This window comes from Actimicrobium sp. CCI2.3, from assembly GCF_035019065.1.
Classification (GTDB): Bacteria; Pseudomonadota; Gammaproteobacteria; order Burkholderiales; family Burkholderiaceae_D; genus Actimicrobium.
The window spans coordinates 55,578-73,422 of the sequence record NZ_JASJWR010000017.1; the positions used below are offsets into that span (position 1 = coordinate 55,578).

Genomic DNA, 17,845 nt, shown 5'->3' on the forward strand with positions numbered 1-17,845 from the left:
TGGTCCTGCTGGTTGTGTCCTGCTGTATAGCCTTGCCGTATTACTCCTGCCGCTCCAGGATGGATCCGAACGCTGCCAGAGCCCGCTCACCGATCGACCGGTCGGCCCAGTCTGCCAGCGTGACCTGATGACTTTGATCAAGATAGCTGGCGACCGTGTGTTTGAGCTCGGTCGCGATTGTCGCATCTCGCAGGACCAGATTGACTTCATTATTCAATCCGAACGAGCGGTTGTCGAAATTGGTTGATCCGACGACCGACCACAAGTCGTCAACCAGCATGATTTTCGCATGCAGCATGCCAGGCTGGTATTCATGAATCTGTACGCCGCCGGCGATCAGTTCGCCGTACCAGCGTCGACTGGCCAGTCGCGCAATCGTGTGGTTGTTGTGGCTGCCGTTGGTCATGATCGTCACGCTCACCCCTCGGGCGACCGCGTCGAGCAGCGCGTTGCGCATCGATTGGTCCGGTACAAAGTAGGGCGACGTGATCAGTAATTCCTGTCGCGCTGCGCCGACCAGAATCTGGAACAGTGTGCGGGCGCGGGTCGAGCGGCCGCCGGTCGGTGTGCTGCCTACCACCAGAGCGACCGAGTGGTCGAGATCGATGGCGGCGGGCAGGGTGGTTCGGCCCAGTAACATTTCGGGGCCGACGAGAATTTCACCATGGCTCTCCAGCCAACTCTGCGCGAAGACGGATTGCAAGGCGCGTGCCGGCGTGCCCGTGACACGTACCATCAGATCGCGCCACGCTGGCGAGGCATCGGTGCCGGTGTCCCAGGCCGTGCCAATCCCGGCACCACCAATGAACGCGGTCTGGCCATCGACGATCAGCAGCTCGCGGTGCGTACGGTTGTTCCAGCGTTTGAGTGTGTACCAGCGAAACGGCTGGTACCACGCTACTTGCGCACCAGCGGCACGCAGCGTGTCAAAAAAATGATCGGGTGTCGGCAGGCTGCCGACGGCATCGACAACGACGCGCACGGCAACGCCGGCTCGTGCGCGTTCGGCCAGCGCGTCGATGAAGCGCTGGCCGATCGGTGTCGCATGAAAAATAAAGGCTTCGAGATCGATCGATGTGCTGGCGCTGCGGATCAACGCCAGCTCGGCCGGGTAAAAATTTTCACCTTCCGGGTAGATCGTCGTACCGCCCAATGCCAGCGGCGCTTGCTCGACCGCGCTGCCGAGCAAGTCGAGCAATACCGGCGAGCGGGTCGATGGCACGGGCGCACTGGTATGGTAGGTCAGACCCGGTTCAAAGAGCACCACGAACACCAGTGCCAGCATCAGCGTGGTGGACACGCCAATGGCCATGCGCAGCAGATTGCGCAAGCGCAGCAAGCGCCGCAATCTGAAAATCACGTGGGGCCGGTCGGTCGGTGCATGGCTGCTTTAGCTAACCAGGCGGGCGTTCTGCGGAAACATCTGCGCGCGCGCGGCGTCATCCATCTCGGCCTTGAACGTGAATTGCGATTTCAGCGCTTCGGCCCGCTGTGCTGCCGGACGGGCATTGATCTCGTCGAACAGGCGCTTGAGGTTGGGCAGCTTGTCCCAGGCGTCCTTGCCAAGGATGAATGGCAGTACACGCGCCCAGCCCCAGACGGCCATGTCGACCAGCGTGTAAGTGTCACCCAGCATGTAGCGGTGCTTTGCCAGTTGGGCATCGAGGATGGCGTAATGGCGCTCGGCTTCAAAGGTGTAGCGGTTGACCGCGTAGTCTTTTGGCTCGGGGGCAAAGTGCTTGAAATGCACGGCCTGGCCCGAATACGGACCGATACCGCTGGCCACGAACATCAGCCATGAATACAGTTGCGCACGGGCGGCAGGCGTGTTCTCCGGCAGGAACTGGCCAGTTTTTTCTGCCAGATACAGCAGGATCGCGTTGCTGTCGAAGACGATCGCATCGCCATCGACCAGCGCCGGTGTCTTGGCATTCGGATTGATTTTCAGGAAGTCCGGCAGGTGCTGTTCGCCTTTGCGCGTATCGACAGGAATGGTCTCGTAAGGCAGGCCGGCTTCTTCGAGGAAGAGGGCGACTTTGAGCGGGTTCGGTGACGGATGAAAATAGAATTTGATCATGAGAGTCCTTTTCAGATAAACGGGTGGCAGGGAGAGTCAAATCGATACTGCCTCGCGATGGTACAGGCATCCCTGAAATATTTCTGGCACACTCGACTCGCCCGTCCTATCGGGTCGACAACTATTTATAACCAGGAGACCAGCCATGATCAAAGTTAGCGTGATGTACCCCAACACCCCTGGTGCCCGTTTCAATCACGAGTACTACCGTGACAACCACATGCCGCTCGTCAAAGCGCGCATGGGAGAGTCCTGCAAGTTTTATACGGTCGACAAGGGGCTGTCCGGTGGCGCACCCGGCACGCCGCCGACCTACATCGGGATGTGCCACATCTTCAGTGATTCGGTCGAGAGTTTTCAGGCCGGCTTTGGCCCGCATGTCGCCGAAATCCTCGGCGACATTCCAAACTACACCGACCTCGCGCCGGTAATGCAGATCAGCGAAGTGATAGTCGGCTAATCAGCCGGTCAGATCGTTGCCGCCAGCGTGACGCGCGGCAGCAGCATCGTGCCGGTGTCGCGATAACGCGTGTGCCAGGACAAGGCTTTTTCCAGCACATGCGGCGTATGGCCACCGCGCTTTGCGGCTTCGGCCACATATTCCCTGAGCATGTGCCGGTACGGTTCGGCGACGCAGTTATCGATGATGACTGTGGCGCGTTCGCGTGGTGCCAGTCCGCGCAGGTCGGCCAGGCCGACTTCGGTGACGAGGATGTCGACATCATGTTCGTTATGGTCGACATGGGAGACCATCGGAACGATGCTGGAAATTTTGCCCTCCTTGGCTAGCGACTTGGTCGCAAACACGGCCAGATAGGCATTGCGCGCAAAGTCCCCGGAACCGCCGATGCCGTTCATCACATGTGTGCCCAGCGTATGGGTGGAATTGACGTTGCCGTAGATGTCGGCTTCCAGCGCGGTATTGATGGCGATGATGCCAAGGCGGCGGATAATTTCAGGATGGTTGCTGACCTCCTGCGGGCGCAGGACCAGTCGCTCCTTGTACCGCGCCAGTTCGCCAAACACCTGTTTGCCCTTGTCGGCTGACAGCGTGATCGACGACCCGGAAGCGAAGTCCAGCTTGCCGGCATCGAACAGGTCAAAGGTCGAATCCTGCAGCACTTCCGAATACATCGTCAGGTGCTCGAACGGACTGTCGATGAAGCCGGTCATGACGGCATTGGCAATCGTGCCGATACCGGCTTGCAACGGCAGCAGGCTGTTGGTGAGCCGGCCGAGACGGACTTCTTCGTTGAAGAAATTGACCAGGTGCGCAGCGATCGCATCGGTGTCCGCATCCGGCGGCAGGATGGTCGATGAGCTGTCGTTTCTTTCGGTGATGACGATGGCGGCGATTTTTTCCGGCGGGATGTGGATCGCGGTGGTGCCGACGCGATCGTGCGGCGTCATCAGCGGCATCGGTTCGCGTTGCGGCCGATGCTTGGGGATGAAGATGTCGTGCAGACCTTCGAGTTCGAGTGACTGGTTCAGGTTGATTTCGACAATGACCTTGTCGGCCAATATCGCAAAGCTGGCGCTGTTGCCAATCGAGGTCGACGGGATGATTGCGCCGGTCTCGGTGATCGCGATGGCTTCGATGATGGCGACATCGATCGGACCGAGCTGGCGCGTGCGCAGCATCTCGACGGTCTCCGACAGATGCTGGTCGACATACATCACTTCGCCGCGATTGATGGCCGCGCGCAGGACCGGATCGGCCTGGAACGGCAGGCGTCGGGCCAGCACGCCGGCTTCGGTCAGCAGCTTGTCGACATCGTTGCCCAGCGATGCCCCGGTCATCAGCGTGATCCGGAACGGCGACTGACGGGCCCGTTCTGCCATTGCCAGCGGCACTTCTTTGGCATCGCCCGATTTGGTGAAGCCGCTCATGCCGATGGTCATGCCATCCTGGATCAGCGCAGCCGCTTCGGTGGCAGTGGTGATGCGCTCGCGCAGCGCGGGCAGGCGGATGCGGTCGTGGTGTTGGTCATGCATGAAGACTCCAGGTCAGGTGAGACAGAAATTGATCGGCATCAGGGGTGGCGGGATGGACGTGTCCTGCAGCGATGCACGCATGTCGATTTCAATGGCGCGGCAGATCGCGTCTAGCGGCAAGTCATTCGACTCGGTACCGAACGGCTCTTCGATTTCATCGCCGAGCGCATCCAGTCCGAAGAATGTATAGGCGACGACGGCGACCACGAATGGCGTCATGAACCCGATCGAATCAACCAGTCCGAACGGCAGCAGGAAGCAATAAATGTAGGCAGTGCGGTGCAGCAGCAGCGTGTACGAAAACGGGATCGGCGTATTACGGATACGTTCGCACGAGGCCGCAGCAGCGGTCATCGCCGACAAGGTCGTGTCGATCGCGACGGCCAGACATGGATCGATGCGGCCTTCCTTCAGGCTCAAGCGCAAGTCCTGTCCCATGCGCAGCATCAGAAAGTCCGGCTTGTTGCGGGCCGCTTCCATGTGCTCCCATTCCCCGGGCAGCAGTAGCGTTTGCAACTCGCCGGTAATTGGCTGGTTGCGCAAACGGTCACGCAGCGCAAGCGAAAAAGCAATCGCACGGTAAATCATGCGCACCCGCACATCCGCCAAGCCCAGACTGGCAACCGCTGGTTCGGGATCATCGATCAGGCTCTGGCACTGGCGCGACAGATTCCGGCAGCGCAGCACCAGCTCTCCCCACAATTTGCGGCCCTCCCAGAAACGGTCATAGGCAGCGTTGTTGCGAAAGCCAAGAAAAATCGCAATCGGCAGACCGATCAGGGTGAACGGGATCGTCGTTAGCGTGATCTTTAATGTGTAGAGATCGCCGTGCGACACCGTCACTAGCGTCGCGATGACAATATTGACGATGAGTGTCGGCAGGATGCGCGGCAGCACGGAGCCGCGCAGCAGCAGGAACAGCTTGAGTCCGGAAGGCCGGTCTCTGATTATCATGATGCGCTTTCAGTAAAATTCACTAACATGGCAGTGATATTAATTGCTAAGATATTAGCGAGTCAAGCAATGACCACGGGAGATTTCATGAACCAACCGATCCGTCGGATCCGGAGCACACGATGAGAAAACGCATTGCCCACCGCAACCTGCCACAGGTTTTTTTGAAGGCGCGCGATTGCCTGATGGCGCACTTCCGGCCCATCCTGAATCACTTCGGTCTGACCGAACAGCAATGGCGCATTTTGCGTGTGCTGGATGAACACGAACAGCTTGAGCCGCGTGAGATCTGCACGTTGTGCCAGATGTTGAGTCCCAGCATGGCCGGCATACTGGCGCGCATGGAAGACATGCAATTGATCCGGCGCAGTCGGATCGCCGGTGACCAGCGTCGCGTACTGGTGCAGCTGGCCAAAAAAGGCGACCAGCTGATGGCCGAACTGGCACCGCTGGTCGAGGCGCAATACCGCGAGATCGAGCGGGCATTCGGTACGCAACTGTTCGCCGATTTGTCGATGGCGATGGAAGCGTTTATTGCGGCAGACAGTCAGTCGGTCGAGCGCATTGCGTTGCCGGCCAGGGCGCAGGTGGTGGCGCGACGACGTGCTTTAAAAGAGGGTGCCGCGGCGGCTGAATGATCGGATAGGTAGCGTTGATCTGCGTTTAATCAGACCCGGCAAATGGAAAATCAGAAAAAATAGGCGTTGGTCATGCAGTCTGCGATGACCTTTTTCGGAAAGGAAAAGTGATGCAACTCCAACCCTATTTGTTCTTCAACGGAAATTGCGAAGACGCGCTCACGTTCTATCGCAAGGCGCTCGGTGTCGAAGTATCAATGATGATGCGTTACAAGGACAGTCCCGAACCCATGCCGCCGGGCATGGTGCCGCCGCACTACGACGACAAGATCCTGCATGCGTCTTTTCATGTTGGTGCCAGCACCGTGATGGCGTCAGACAGCCCTTGCCCGGGGCCGCATGGCTTTCAGGGATTTTCGCTGTCGGTCGCTGTGCCCGATGAGGCCGAGGCCGAGCGGGTATTCGCTGCGCTGGGTGACGCCGGGCAAGTGACGATGCCGTTGTCCAAAACTTTCTGGTCACCGCACTACGGCATGCTGATCGATCGCTATGGCGTATCGTGGATGGTGGGTGTGGAACCTGGTGCCTGAACGTTGCGGCCAATTAACGATGGCAAGTGCCAATCCGATAATTGGCCACGGCGTTGATAACTGGCCGGTGCCACCCTCCATGCAGGCAGGGCAGTGCGGACGATCTGATGGCGTTTTATTTCGAGCGATCACCGGTCGGACGCGCCTGGCGAAATCCCGGCTTGGCCAGGATCTCGACATAGGCCTCGGTCGCGCCCGTGTTCGCGACTTCATCGAGATGCGCGGTCAAGGCCGACAGATGGACCGATTTTGCCGTGTCCTTGCTGGCTCCGAGACGGCAATCGAAATCGAGGAAGTCCGCACCGTCGGGCAACTCGCGGCGCTGCTCACGCTTGATGTACTTGCGGATATCGTGTTTTACGGCGTCGAGTACGCGATCGCGGTGAAGACCCTCCTGGGTCAGTGGAAAAATTTTTCTCATGGCGATTCGGGAACGCTGGTGGCGCAGTCAGTGTGGAATGAAGGGCGCGATTATACGCGACAAGGTATCCTGAGCAGCTATGACGATACCGCGCGAACCACTCCCCATACCGGGCAAGGATGAGATTGCCTTGCTCGACCCTTTTGACCGGCTCGGACTCGACCGGATCGTGATCGTGCGTAGCGCCGTAGAGGCCCGCGAGGCGTGTGCCGAGCTGAGTGACTGCGCGGTCTGGGGCTTCGATACCGAATCCCGTCCTACTTTTTTCAAGGACCAGGTTTCCGATGGGCCGCACATCATTCAGTTGGCGACCCGCCATCGCGCCTGGGTGTTTCAGTTACAGGATCCGGATTGTGCGGAGCAAGTCTGTGCACTGCTGGCCAATGGCAAGCACGTCAAGGCGGGATTTGGTCTGGGTGACGATACCCGGCGTATCGTGTCCAAGCTGGGTGTGGCACCGTCGGCGGTGCTGGATCTCAATGCGGTATTTCGGGCGCGCGGTTATCGCAAGGACATCGGCGTCAAGGGAGCAGTAGCGGTGCTCTTTCAACGGCGCTTTCTCAAGTCAAAAAGGGCCGCAACGTCCAATTGGGCCAACCCACGACTGACCGATGCACAGGTGCTGTATGCCGCCAACGATGCCTATGGAGCTGCGCGTGTTCATGACGCGCTGGACTTGCCCTGATGCGTTCACTTGCCGAGGACGACATCGCGCGCATCGAACTGGCCGCCACCGAGCTGGTAGCGCGCCGCCGCACCCGGCGTCAAGGCGCGGCGCTGGCCGAAGGCTATCGTCCGACGGATGTCGCTGCTGCGCTGGCGATCCAGCGCGCGGTCACCCGTCAGCTAGCTGCCGATATCGGTGGCTGGAAATGCGCGTTGCCGTCGCCCGGAAAACTGGTGCTGGCACCGATTTACCGGGAGGCGATTCACACGGCAAGTCCCTGTCCGGTGCGGGTACGTGATGGCATCCTGCGCGTCGAACCGGAGCTGGCCTATGTGCTTGCCCGTGACTTGCCGGCACGCGATCAGCCTTACACGCCGGCCGATGTTGACTGCGCCATCGCCCGCACGCATCTCGCACTCGAACTGCTCGAGAGCCGCTACACCGATCATCACGCGGTCAGCTTCATCGACAATCTTGCCGACGCGCTGGTCAACCAGGGATTATTCCTCGGTCCGGTGGTTGATGACGATGCCGATTGCGGTGAGCTGGCACTGCAGGTCGGTAACGCAAACAGTCCGCTGCAAGGTCGCCATCCCGACGGCAATCCGCGCTTGCCGCTGTACTGGCTGGCCGAGTACCTGCGCAGTCAAGGCGAAGGTTTGCGTGCCGGGCAGGTGGTGATCACCGGTTCGTACGCGGGCAGCTTGCCGTTGCCGCTCGCTTCCGAGGTGCGCATCCGTTACGGCGCACTCGGCACGTTGTCGGTCTGCTTCAAGGCCGATGACTGAACCGGACGCGGTTGTCGGCACCTTTCGTCCCCGGCTGACCTTGCAAACCTTGACGCGTGGCGACGGCTTGCTCGGGATGCGGCCGTCCGGATTATTCGGACCACGCGGCGGTAACGTGACCGTGGCGCAGATCGACTGGACCTATGCGACGCCGTCGGGCCTGCGCTGGCAGATCGTTGCACCGACCGGACTGCTCAATCGTCGTCCTGCCGGCATGGCACCGGTGCTCGACGAGACCGGCCAGCAAGTAGCGCTGATGCGCGACCTGGGTGCCGAGGCCGATGCGCTGGACCGGATTCTGGAGCTGGGTTTTCATCCTTTGCCGGCCAAGTCACTGCAATGGCGCAGCGACAGTGTGCTGCCGGCCGGCCAGTCATTGTGGAGCTTGCTGCAGGAAGAATTTTTTGGCGATTTTTGGGCCGAGCAATTGCCCGGTTTGCAGGAACTGGGCTGGCGCATCGTGGTCCGGCCGGGATTTGCGCACGAGAGCGTGGCCGTCGATGCGTGGCATCTGGTGATCAATCCGGTCAATGGCGAGGTGCTGGGCAAGGAAGTCGCTGCACCGTTGCGCCGCCGTGCCAATGGCGTGGTCGCGTTGGGCGGACCCGCCAATGCCGGTTCGTGGCTGCTGTCACTGGGTATCGAAATCAATGGTCAACTGCTCGATCTGGTGCCGATGCTGGCGCTGTTGCTCAAGCAAGACCGGCGCTGGCTCAATGCCGCACTGATTGCGCAGATCGATGATGCGTCGGTGATCCGGTTACGCGCGCCGGGTGGCAAGCGCATTGACGCGTTCGCGGCACCACTCAAGGCCATCGTCACCAGCATGCTCGATTTGCTGACCGATCCGCGCCGCAAGGACGGTCCCTTGTTGCTGTCATCATGGGATGCCGAGCGGCTGGAGCAATTACGCATCAGCCTGCTGGCTTCGCAAGCCGAACGTGCGGGGCCGCACGGCCAATGGCAATTGCAAGGTGAGGCTGGCTTGCAGCAGTTGACGCAGCGCTTGTCGGCCGTTGGTGGCGTGCAGCCGGTGGTTGCGCCAGCGGGAATGGGGGTGACGCTGCGCCCTTATCAATTGCATGGCGTCGCCTGGCTGCAATATCTGCGTGCCCATGACCTTGCCGGCATTCTGGCTGATGACATGGGACTAGGCAAAACGGCGCAGGCGCTGGCCCATCTGCTGATCGAAAAGCAAGCCGGCCGGCTCGATTGTCCGGCGCTGGTGGTGCTGCCGACGTCGTTGCTGTTCAACTGGCAAGCGGAGGCGCAGCGGATGGCACCGGACCTGCGCGTACTGACCTTGCAAGGCGCGCAGCGTGATAGCGGTTTTGCGCTGATGGCGCAGTACGACATCGTGCTGACCACCTATCCGCTGGTGTGGCGTGACCTCGATCGCTTGCGGGTGCAGCGTTTTCATTTGCTGATCCTCGATGAAGCGCAAAGCGTCAAGAATCCGGCCGGGCGCAGTGCCAACGCGATCCGTCGCTTGCAGGCACGCCATCGCCTGTGCATCACCGGCACGCCGCTGGAAAACCATCTTGGCGAACTCTGGACCCAGTTTGATTTTCTACTGCCGGGTTTTCTGGGCGATCAGCGCAGCTTCCAGCGCCTGTGGCGCAAGCCCATCGAAGTCAATGGCGAAACCGTGCGTGCCCAGTTGCTGGCGCAACGCGTGCGCCCGTTTATTCTGCGACGGCGCAAGAGCGACGTCGCCACCGAACTGCCGCCGCGCATCGACATCATCAAGCGCGTGCAATTGCAGGGACATCAGCGCGACCTGTACGAAAGCGTGCGGGTAGCGTGCGATGAGCAGGTGCGCAGGGTGCTGGCGCGCAAGGGCTTTCGCCATGCGCAGATCTCGATCCTCGACGCGTTGCTGAAGTTGCGCCAGGTGTGCTGCGATCCGTACTTGCTGAAAGGTCCGGCGATGGCACCGGCGATGGAGCGCGCCAAGATCGCCTTGTTATGCGATCTGTTGCCGGTGCTGGTGGCGGAAGGGCGGCGCGTGCTGGTGTTTTCGCAGTTCACCGAATTACTGGCGTTGGTCGAAGTCGAACTCGATGCGCTGGGATTGCCTTGGCTGTCGCTGACTGGCAAGACGCCAACGGCGCAGCGCGGCGAGATCGTTGCCCGATTCCAGGACTTGCAGGTGCCGATTCTGCTGGTCAGTCTCAAGGCGGGCGGTGTCGGCCTGAACCTGACGGCAGCCGACACCGTGATCCATCTCGATCCGTGGTGGAATCCGGCCGTCGAGGAGCAAGCGACGGCACGCGCGCACCGCATCGGCCAGACCCGGACCGTGCTGGTCTACAAGCTGGTCGTCGAGGGCAGCATTGAAGAGCGCATTCTGGCACTGCAGGCGCGCAAGGCGGCGCTGGCCGAGGGCGTGCTTGGCAACGATGCCGCTTTTTCAGCCAAGTTCGACGCCGACGATTTGCTGGGGTTGCTGGCACCGCTGGCTTGACGTCGCTGGCCGGCGGTTTATTGCATGCGGATGAAGGTGTCTTCGTTGGGGAATTTGGCATGCAGCCATTCGCCATCCATCAACAAGGCCCGGACCAGGTCTTCGGGCAGATCATCGAGCGCTTTGACTGTCGCGTGCGGTGTATCGGCCAGCAAGCCCGACAGGTGAACAATGGCCGCAAGGCGTGAAAATGGCCGATGCGACAAGGGGTCGAACGATTGCTGCAGTGCCGTCACGATCTCGACAGGGAAATTCCAGCGACGTGCCAGTTCACCCGTGATCTGTCCCTCGGAAAAGCCGGACAGGTTTTTTTCGCGTTCCCAGCGCCCACCGGGCAGATGCGGCATTTTTTCAATTTCTTTCAGGACGACCGGATCAGCCTGACCGATCAGCAGTTCGCCCAGACGTAACATCATGCCGGTTAGCCAGGCTTGCTGCGAATCGGCACCGATGCCTTTTGCCATCCACTGCGCGTAGCCGGCGGTCGCCATGCTGGTGCTCCAGAATTCTCGCGGGTCGAGGCCCGGCAGCAAAGGGAATGCATCGCACAAGCACGATGCCATCGAGAGCGTACGTACTTTGCTCATCCCCACCAGCGAAATCGCGTCATCGATCGAACTGACGCCGCGCGGCAAACCAAATGCGGCGCTATTGGCCAGCCGCAGCAATTTGGCCGTCATCGCCGGATCACGGGCGATGAGGTCACTGACCTGTTGCACGGAACTGTTGTCATCGTTGAGCGTGTTGATCAGTGCATGCGCCACTTCTGACAGCGTGGGCAACTTGACGTTGGAAAAAAAGAAATCGAGTGTAGGCATGGTCGTCCCCCTGATGGCTTCATTGGCAGCACAAAGCTGCGCGTCGTAACAAAGGCAGTGCGGTGTTCGAGAGCTTTCCAGTGCGCAGGCAAATTGTCAGTAATGGTCTGCGAAAAACTATTGAGTGATCCATGCTGGCGAGCACGTGAGACGCCAGGCTGAACTTCACGTGAGAGGAAGCAAACTCCGCAGTGCGTCCCCTCATCGACGTCAATCAGCGCTCATGACGCGGTTCTTGCCGGCCCGTTTTGCCTGATACAGCGCAGTATCGACGCGCTTGAGCAGTTTGATTTTGTCTTCGGCCCCGTCGCGTAGTGCCACGCCGGCGCTGAAGGTGATCAGGATGCGCTCATTGTTGTGCATGAAAATGCGCTTGGTGAGTTCACGCTGCAGGCGGGTCACGGTCCGGGTGGCTTCTTCTATGGTTGTGTCGGGCAGCAGGATCAGGAACTCTTCTCCGCCAAAACGGGCAAGCACATCCATCGTTCGCAGCGTGTCCTTGATCACGCGCACCAGATAGACCAGTGCTTCGTCGCCGGCGATGTGACCGTGGGTATCGTTGAGACGTTTGAAGTCGTCCAGATCGAGCATCGCGATGCACAGTGGCGACATACGTCGGTCGGAGCGTGCCAGTTCGCGATCGAATACATCGTCCAGGCCACGTCGGTTCAAGCTGCCGGTGAGCTGGTCTTCGCGCACCAGATCGCTCAATTCCGCCAGACTTAATTCGAGCTCGTGGATACGCTGTTGGGCCGTTTCTGCAGCCTGACGCACGACGAGCATATCGTCGCGTGACTGCAAGGTATCGAATTGGGCCTGGCGCGTGTCACGCATTACGTCATCGAGGATGGCATTGAGGGTAGAGATGTCGCTGGCCAGGCTGATTTTGAGCGAATAGGCCTCGATCTTTTCGTGATAATCGCCCGTGCTGGCGGCGAGTGCGCCCAGGCGGTCGATGAAGGTGATCATCATGTTTTTGACGGTGACCTTGGCTTCCGTCAGGCTGTGCTTGAGTGTGCCTTGCTTGTAAATCACGTCTTTCATGTCGCGTGTCGCATCTTGCAGCGCATGATGATTGATCGGCCCCGTCAGCAGATGTTGTACGCTCTCGACCTGGCCATGCAGCCAGCTGTCCTCTTCAGTCAGTTCGCTGACATTGTCCAGTAACAGCTTGAACAGGCGGAGCAGCAGTTCCTGTTCTTCGGCGACGTCACCGGCGCGCATTTCGATCTTGAAACAAAGCTGCCGTAGCCGGTTGCCTACCTCCTCGAGACTGTCGTCAGTCAGTGCTTCCTTGACTGCCCGTCCGAGCGACTCGGCTTCGTCTGCCAGTTCTGGTGTCGTGGTGAGCAAGGCGGCAACGGCCATCAACAGCGTGCGTGAGAGCAGATCGCGCAGGGTGCGTGGCTGGTCGTTTTCGGATGCCGGGGCGCTCACGGGCGACGATTTAACAATCAGTGGTGGTGAGTCAAGACGAGTCAGGTGCGCAACAATCAGTTCAGAGAGTGCAGTGGAGTACGCGCTCCAGTCGCGCGCGCTGGCGGCCAGTTCGAAGCGCTTGCCAAAACCGTTCACGTCATCGAGTTCGGTGGTGAGCTCGAGCAACGCGCTGGCAAACTGAATCAGGGTACGTTCGGCGCTTGGATCGTTACTGGCACCGGCAATCTCTTCGTAGACTAGGCGATAGGCATCGGGTGTTGGCACCATCTTGCGCACGGCCAATTGACGAAACGTTTCTCGAGCCAGTTCGGTAGGATTTTGCGTGGAGGCCGCGGTGACGACTTTTGATTTCATATGGCCAACCCTGCTCATAAGTCATGACATTGAAGCGTGATATTACACCGAGTTAAGGTTTTTATCGGATTGATTAATGGTTAATTTTGATGTCATTAGGTAGCTATCAGGTGGTAGCTGGAACGAGTGACTGGCAGCAGGCGAGGCGATCAATCAACCAGATGATTTCTGATTGCGTAGTGGGTGAGCTCCGCGTTGTGACGCAACTTCATTTTTTGTAACAGGCGCGAACGGTACATGCTGATGGTCTTGACCGACAGCACGAGTTCGTTCGCGATATCGGTCACCGTTTTTCCCGACGCAATCATCGTCAGCGTCTGGTATTCACGGTCGGACAGGGTTTCGTGGGCCGGGATCTCGCGATCGTCGCCAACCTGATTCGCCAGCTCCTGGGCCAGTTCAGTGCTGATGTACTTGCGTCCGGAGGCTACCTGGCGAATGGCATTGACCAGTTCGGCCGGAGCGCTTTGCTTGTTCAGGTAACCGGAGGCACCGGCTTTGAGCGAACGGATGGCGTACTGGTCTTCACGGTGCATCGACAACATCAGGACCGCGATGGCCGGATATTCCTTGCGGATTTGCTTGAGCACCTCAATGCCGCTGCGATCTGGCATCGAAATATCGAGCAGCAATACATCGGCTTCGCCTGCACGGGCCAGCTTGACGGCGTCCAGGCCATTTTCGGCCGCACCGGCGACGACAATGTCCTTGGTGTCGGCCAGGATCTGCTTGAGGCCCTCGCGAACAATGGCGTGGTCGTCCGCGATGAGTACCCGGATTAATTCTTTCTTATTCATGGGCTGGCTTTTTCTTTGCCTGCGTAATGTCTTTCGTTGATCGCTCCTGCGAGACCGGAAGCGGAATACGGATCGCCACCTTGCTGCCGCCCGTCGACAGATTACTGACTGACAGACTGCCTCCAAGCGCTTTGGCGCGTTCGATCATTCCGCGAATACCGAATGAGGCCGGTTTTTGCCGGTCGCGTACCGCAATTCCTTTGCCATTGTCGCTGATTTCCATTCGAATGCCGCGCTGGTTGCGGATCAGGCGTACCTCAACGGTGCTGGCATGGGCATGCTTGCTGATATTGTTGAGCGATTCCTGAAATATCCTGAACAAGGCACTCGATTGTTCCGGTGGCAGGTCAATGTCGTTGTCGCTGCTGAAGACGTGGCATGGAATGCCGAGTTGCTTCTCAAACTCGATCGCTTGCCATTCGATGGCGGCAACGATACCGAAGTCGAGGACGCTGGGTCGCAGGTCGACCGAAATGCGGTGGATGGACTCGATCGTCCGGTCGACCAGCGAGTCGACGTAATCGGCCTTGTCGGTCAGGCCAGGGTCGTCCGGCAGTCGGCGTTTTAGCAATGCCAAAGCCATTTTGATGGCAGTCAGGTTGCCGCCAAGATCGTCATGTATTTCGCGGGCAATGCGTGTCCGTTCTTCTTCCTTGACGCGTTCAATGTGGGCGGATAGCTCCGCCAGTTGCGCCCGCGAACGCTTGATTTCTGTCTGTTCGAGCTTACTTTGGGTAATGTTGGTCATGATGCCCTCCCACTGTATGCTGCCATCAGGCCGCACGCGTGGCATCGCACGCAGATTGATCCATTTGATATCCTTCCATTCCTCTATCCAGAGTCGACCATCCCAGTTCCAGCTCCGGCTGCCATCCGCTGAGGCCTGCATCGATGCCAGATACGACGCTCTGTCGTCGGGCAGGATCAACGCCATGAACTGACCCGGATCAGCGTGCAGGTGCTCCGGACTGATACCAAGCAGGGCATGGCAAGCGTCGCTCAGGTACGGAAACGCTATCGTGCTGTCCGGCATCAGCCGGAATTGATAGACCAGGCCGGGGGTATTTGACACGATGGCACGAAAACGTGCTTCGATCAGTCCCAACGCCGCCGCCGATGCCTGCAACGCGCTTTGATCTTTGCAGATCATTAATACCGCTGGTTTTTCTTCGTGGCGGCAAAGTAAAAATCGTATGTTTCCTGGGTACAAGCAGCCGTCCTTGCGAAGCAGCACCGTTTCTATGGCGACCGTGGCGTGCTTGTCGGGGTGCAGTTGCGCTAATAATCTCGTCATTCTTTGCGCATCGAGTTCTGGAGCGATATCACGCAAGTGCAGGCGTTGTAGCTCCGTCTCACTGTACTGGAGGTTGTTTTGCGCAGACTGGTTTGACGCGAGGAAATCAAAATCCTCCAAGCCGAGCAGACTGATCTCGTCGAAGCTTTCGTGCATGGCGACGGACAGCCAATGCGCGCTGTTTTTAACGGGCTGCGACGGTGACAAGTCAATCCTCCTAGCTTGTGGCATTAATCGGTGTGACGCTCCTGCTGGATGGCACCCATCGCTCGACCCAGTCAGCCAGTTGTTCGGCCGGCATCGGTTTGCTGATCAGGTAACCTTGACCCTGATCGCACCCCATCGCCTCCAGCAAGCTCCACGCTTCCTTGCTCTCGATTCCTTCGGCGACGACGCGCAGTCCCATGTTGTGGCCGAGGTCGATGGTCGACCGTACGATTTGGGCATCATCGCGATCGTGTTCCATGTTCATCACGAAAGACTTGTCGATCTTCAGTTCATCGACGGGCAGGCGTTTCAGGTAAGCCAGTGACGAGTAACCGGTGCCGAAGTCATCAATTGATAACTCGACGTTCATTGCATGCAGGCGTTCGAGCGTTTGCAGCGCCCGTACCGGATCATCCATGATGGCACTCTCGGTTATCTCGAGGCAAAATGATTGCGCAGTTACCTGATGGCGTTGCAGGATAGCGGCAAATTTGTGAGGTAAATCCTGATCGAGCAAATCGCGGGTCGACAGGTTAATGGAGATTTTGAGATGCAGACCGCGCGCAATCAATTGACTGCAGAGTGCCGCTGACTGTTCCAGTATCCATAGCGTCATCGTCCGGATAAAACCGGATTTTTCAGCGAACGGGATGAAATCATCCGGAAAAATCATGCCACGCTCGGGATGAACCCAGCGTATCAGCGCCTCCGCACCGACGACTTCACCAGAGTCGAGCAAAATCTTCGGTTGCATTTGCAAGCGGAATTCGTTGTTTTCAATGGCGTGCCGCAATTCGCTCAGCAACGACAGATTCTGGTCGCTGCTCTTGTCGATGGCCGGATGATAGACCACTGCTTCATTGCCACTTTTCTTGGCGGCATACATGGCAATTTCGGCATGGCTCACTAATGCTTCTGCGTCCGTACCATGCTCCGGGAAGCCGGCGATGCCAATGCCGGCACCGAGATCTACGGTTTGGTCGTCCAGCGAAATGGGCTGTTCCAGCGATATCAGGATTTGCTGCGCCACCATCTGGCAGGCGCGCAGGTTGGTCAGTGGCAGCACGATCGCAAACTCGTCGCCTTCCAGGCGCGCTAGCTGGCCTGTACCGCCGTCAAGTTGTTCTTTCAAACGCTCGGCAACCTTGCGCAACAGATCATCGCCAATCTGATGGCCGAGTACATCATTGACGTTCTTGAAGCGGTCGAGGTTCAGTATCAGCACATAGCAATGTCCGCCAGCCTTGTCTGCCTGTTCGACTGCTGCGCTGATGAGCTTCACGCATTGCGGACGGTTGGGTAGATTAGTGAGCGTATCCCAGTAGGCTAGTCGGTTGGTTTCAAATTCGCGTCGGGAGATATCATCGCGCATGCTGTCGAACGCCCGCGCAAGTTCGCCGATTTCATCCTTGCGACGGATTTCAAGCCGGCCCTCGTAATCCCCTTTGCCTAGCTGTTTGGCAATCTCTGTCAGTTCGCGCAGGGGACCAGTGATGCGCCGCACGGCCACCTTGCTGAAAAAAACTGCCAGCAAGGTGCAGATGGCGGTCAAGATCAGTAATGTCAGTTGCAAACGGTCGTAGGGTGCAACGGCGGCATTGATTGATTGCAGCAGCAGGACATTCGCGACATGTTCCTCGTTAGCGGCAAGAACCCTGTTACGGTAACTATATTCATTTCCAGCAATGTTCAGGACGCCAAAGTTGGCAGGGGCAGGCGGAAAATCCTGCAAGCGCTCGCTGAGGTTGGCCGCCTCAGTGGTCGTGAACGTTGATTCTTTCGTGGTCCAGGCACCCGCTTGATCCCGGCTCACAATAGCGACCTGGAGCGAAGACAATTCGTGCATGTCATTGATCAGCTGCTGATCAATCGGAAATGCCATGGCCACCCAGCCGATGGTTTGGGGTGCTTTCACCGGAATGACGACGATCCGGTATGGCTTATCGTCGACTAGTCGCACTCCGTTGGCGCTACCGGAGTGGTCAGCTTCCTCGACCAGAGCGAGGATGGATTGCTTGAATCCCGCGCTGGTCAATGTCGCTGTAGTGGCTTTGATTTCGCGGTCGATGCCAATGAGCAGGGTCAGCGTTGCACCAATTCTTGCTCCGTGATTTTCCAGTACGGAAGTAATGGTTTCATTGTCATCGCTGCCGACGGCCTGCCGGAACCCGTAATCAAGCGCCAGTACGCGCGCGCCGGTGACCAGATTGTCTGCATTCTGTTGCATCAGGCGGAGAAATACCCGTTCTCCGATCACCAATTCATTGGCGACTGCTTTGCGGGCATTTTCATTGATCCCGGTGTGAATCGCAATGAATCCGGCCAGTTGCACAATGAGCACGAGCACCAGGAACAGCGCGACTATCCTGCTTTCAAGACTGCGCAAGCGCATGAAAAT

At 58.7% G+C, this 17,845-nt stretch carries 16 protein-coding genes; 6 read left to right on the top strand and 10 right to left on the bottom strand.

Annotated elements, in window-relative coordinates:
* Positions 1-40: 40 nt before the first annotated feature.
* Both QN370_RS11160 and QN370_RS11165 read right to left on the bottom strand, forming a co-directional pair.
* Positions 41-1,360 (bottom strand): phospholipase D-like domain-containing protein, encoded by a 1,320-nt coding sequence (locus QN370_RS11160; protein ID WP_322127883.1) that lies wholly within the window; start codon positions 1,358-1,360, stop codon positions 41-43.
* A gap of 30 nt (positions 1,361-1,390) precedes the next feature.
* Complete coding sequence (locus QN370_RS11165) at positions 1,391-2,077, bottom strand: glutathione S-transferase family protein (protein WP_322127882.1); 687 nt, start codon at positions 2,075-2,077, stop codon at positions 1,391-1,393.
* 145 nt (positions 2,078-2,222) lie between these two features.
* Between QN370_RS11165 and QN370_RS11170 the strand changes: the two genes are divergently transcribed.
* Positions 2,223-2,537 carry an EthD family reductase gene (locus tag QN370_RS11170; RefSeq protein ID WP_322127881.1) on the top strand — a complete coding sequence of 105 codons (315 nt, stop codon included), beginning with the start codon at positions 2,223-2,225 and terminating at the stop codon, positions 2,535-2,537.
* A gap of 8 nt (positions 2,538-2,545) precedes the next feature.
* On the opposite strand, the gene QN370_RS11175 is transcribed toward QN370_RS11170, so the two are convergent.
* Both QN370_RS11175 and QN370_RS11180 read right to left on the bottom strand, forming a co-directional pair.
* Entirely contained in the window at positions 2,546-4,072 is a 1,527-nt protein-coding gene (locus QN370_RS11175) for an acetyl-CoA hydrolase/transferase family protein (protein ID WP_322127880.1), read from the bottom strand.
* Positions 4,073-4,084: 12 nt separating this feature from the next.
* Entirely contained in the window at positions 4,085-5,026 is a 942-nt protein-coding gene (locus tag QN370_RS11180; RefSeq protein ID WP_322127879.1) for a bestrophin family protein, read from the bottom strand.
* Positions 5,027-5,148: 122 nt separating this feature from the next.
* Here QN370_RS11180 and hpaR point away from each other — a divergent pair, with 122 nt between their 5' ends.
* A complete protein-coding gene (gene hpaR / locus QN370_RS11185) occupies positions 5,149-5,664 on the top strand; it encodes a homoprotocatechuate degradation operon regulator HpaR (protein WP_322127878.1) in 516 nt (171 codons plus the stop codon).
* Positions 5,665-5,774: 110 nt separating this feature from the next.
* Positions 5,775-6,194 (top strand): VOC family protein, encoded by a 420-nt coding sequence (locus QN370_RS11190; RefSeq protein WP_322127877.1) that lies wholly within the window; start codon positions 5,775-5,777, stop codon positions 6,192-6,194.
* A gap of 115 nt (positions 6,195-6,309) precedes the next feature.
* Here QN370_RS11190 and QN370_RS11195 read toward each other — a convergent pair whose 3' ends face one another.
* Positions 6,310-6,615, bottom strand: coding sequence for a DUF6172 family protein (locus tag QN370_RS11195; RefSeq protein ID WP_322127876.1), 306 nt, complete (start codon positions 6,613-6,615; stop codon positions 6,310-6,312).
* Between the two features lie 79 nt (positions 6,616-6,694).
* Between QN370_RS11195 and QN370_RS11200 the strand changes: the two genes are divergently transcribed.
* From QN370_RS11200 to QN370_RS11210, 3 genes are read left to right on the top strand one after another with little or no spacing between them, the layout of a single operon-like run.
* Positions 6,695-7,300 (top strand): 3'-5' exonuclease, encoded by a 606-nt coding sequence (locus tag QN370_RS11200; protein WP_322127875.1) that lies wholly within the window; start codon positions 6,695-6,697, stop codon positions 7,298-7,300.
* Positions 7,300-8,070 (top strand): fumarylacetoacetate hydrolase family protein, encoded by a 771-nt coding sequence (locus QN370_RS11205; RefSeq protein ID WP_322127874.1) that lies wholly within the window; start codon positions 7,300-7,302, stop codon positions 8,068-8,070. Before QN370_RS11200 ends, QN370_RS11205 begins: the two co-directional genes overlap by 1 nt.
* Complete coding sequence (locus tag QN370_RS11210; protein WP_322127873.1) at positions 8,063-10,537, top strand: DEAD/DEAH box helicase; 2,475 nt, start codon at positions 8,063-8,065, stop codon at positions 10,535-10,537. Before QN370_RS11205 ends, QN370_RS11210 begins: the two co-directional genes overlap by 8 nt.
* A gap of 17 nt (positions 10,538-10,554) precedes the next feature.
* Here the strand turns inward: QN370_RS11210 and QN370_RS11215 are convergent, their stop codons facing one another.
* The 5 genes from QN370_RS11215 to QN370_RS11235 form a co-directional block, all read right to left on the bottom strand.
* Entirely contained in the window at positions 10,555-11,355 is an 801-nt protein-coding gene (locus QN370_RS11215; protein ID WP_322127872.1) for an HDOD domain-containing protein, read from the bottom strand.
* A 210-nt stretch (positions 11,356-11,565) separates the two neighbouring features.
* Positions 11,566-13,149, bottom strand: a complete 1,584-nt coding sequence (locus QN370_RS11220) for a GGDEF domain-containing protein (protein WP_322127871.1) — start codon at positions 13,147-13,149, stop codon at positions 11,566-11,568.
* A gap of 149 nt (positions 13,150-13,298) precedes the next feature.
* Positions 13,299-13,946 carry a response regulator transcription factor gene (locus QN370_RS11225; RefSeq protein WP_322127870.1) on the bottom strand — a complete coding sequence of 216 codons (648 nt, stop codon included), beginning with the start codon at positions 13,944-13,946 and terminating at the stop codon, positions 13,299-13,301.
* A complete protein-coding gene (locus tag QN370_RS11230) occupies positions 13,939-15,471 on the bottom strand; it encodes a histidine kinase (protein WP_323581722.1) in 1,533 nt (510 codons plus the stop codon). Before QN370_RS11230 ends, QN370_RS11225 begins: the two co-directional genes overlap by 8 nt.
* Positions 15,458-17,839 carry an EAL domain-containing protein gene (locus tag QN370_RS11235; protein ID WP_322127869.1) on the bottom strand — a complete coding sequence of 794 codons (2,382 nt, stop codon included), beginning with the start codon at positions 17,837-17,839 and terminating at the stop codon, positions 15,458-15,460. Before QN370_RS11235 ends, QN370_RS11230 begins: the two co-directional genes overlap by 14 nt.
* Positions 17,840-17,845: the final 6 nt, after the last annotated feature.

Coding starts and splice junctions, on each gene's coding strand:
- QN370_RS11205 (WP_322127874.1), top strand. CDS start 7,300: ATGCGTTCACTTGCCGAGGACGACATCGCGCGCATCGAACTGGCCGCC.
- QN370_RS11180 (WP_322127879.1), bottom strand. CDS start 5,026: ATGATAATCAGAGACCGGCCTTCCGGACTCAAGCTGTTCCTGCTGCTG.
- QN370_RS11225 (WP_322127870.1), bottom strand. CDS start 13,946: ATGAATAAGAAAGAATTAATCCGGGTACTCATCGCGGACGACCACGCC.
- QN370_RS11230 (WP_323581722.1), bottom strand. CDS start 15,471: ATGCCACAAGCTAGGAGGATTGACTTGTCACCGTCGCAGCCCGTTAAA.
- QN370_RS11165 (WP_322127882.1), bottom strand. CDS start 2,077: ATGATCAAATTCTATTTTCATCCGTCACCGAACCCGCTCAAAGTCGCC.
- QN370_RS11235 (WP_322127869.1), bottom strand. CDS start 17,839: ATGCGCTTGCGCAGTCTTGAAAGCAGGATAGTCGCGCTGTTCCTGGTG.
- QN370_RS11200 (WP_322127875.1), top strand. CDS start 6,695: ATGACGATACCGCGCGAACCACTCCCCATACCGGGCAAGGATGAGATT.
- QN370_RS11190 (WP_322127877.1), top strand. CDS start 5,775: ATGCAACTCCAACCCTATTTGTTCTTCAACGGAAATTGCGAAGACGCG.
- QN370_RS11215 (WP_322127872.1), bottom strand. CDS start 11,355: ATGCCTACACTCGATTTCTTTTTTTCCAACGTCAAGTTGCCCACGCTG.
- QN370_RS11220 (WP_322127871.1), bottom strand. CDS start 13,149: ATGAAATCAAAAGTCGTCACCGCGGCCTCCACGCAAAATCCTACCGAA.
- QN370_RS11170 (WP_322127881.1), top strand. CDS start 2,223: ATGATCAAAGTTAGCGTGATGTACCCCAACACCCCTGGTGCCCGTTTC.
- QN370_RS11210 (WP_322127873.1), top strand. CDS start 8,063: ATGACTGAACCGGACGCGGTTGTCGGCACCTTTCGTCCCCGGCTGACC.
- QN370_RS11175 (WP_322127880.1), bottom strand. CDS start 4,072: ATGCATGACCAACACCACGACCGCATCCGCCTGCCCGCGCTGCGCGAG.
- hpaR (WP_322127878.1), top strand. CDS start 5,149: ATGAGAAAACGCATTGCCCACCGCAACCTGCCACAGGTTTTTTTGAAG.
- QN370_RS11195 (WP_322127876.1), bottom strand. CDS start 6,615: ATGAGAAAAATTTTTCCACTGACCCAGGAGGGTCTTCACCGCGATCGC.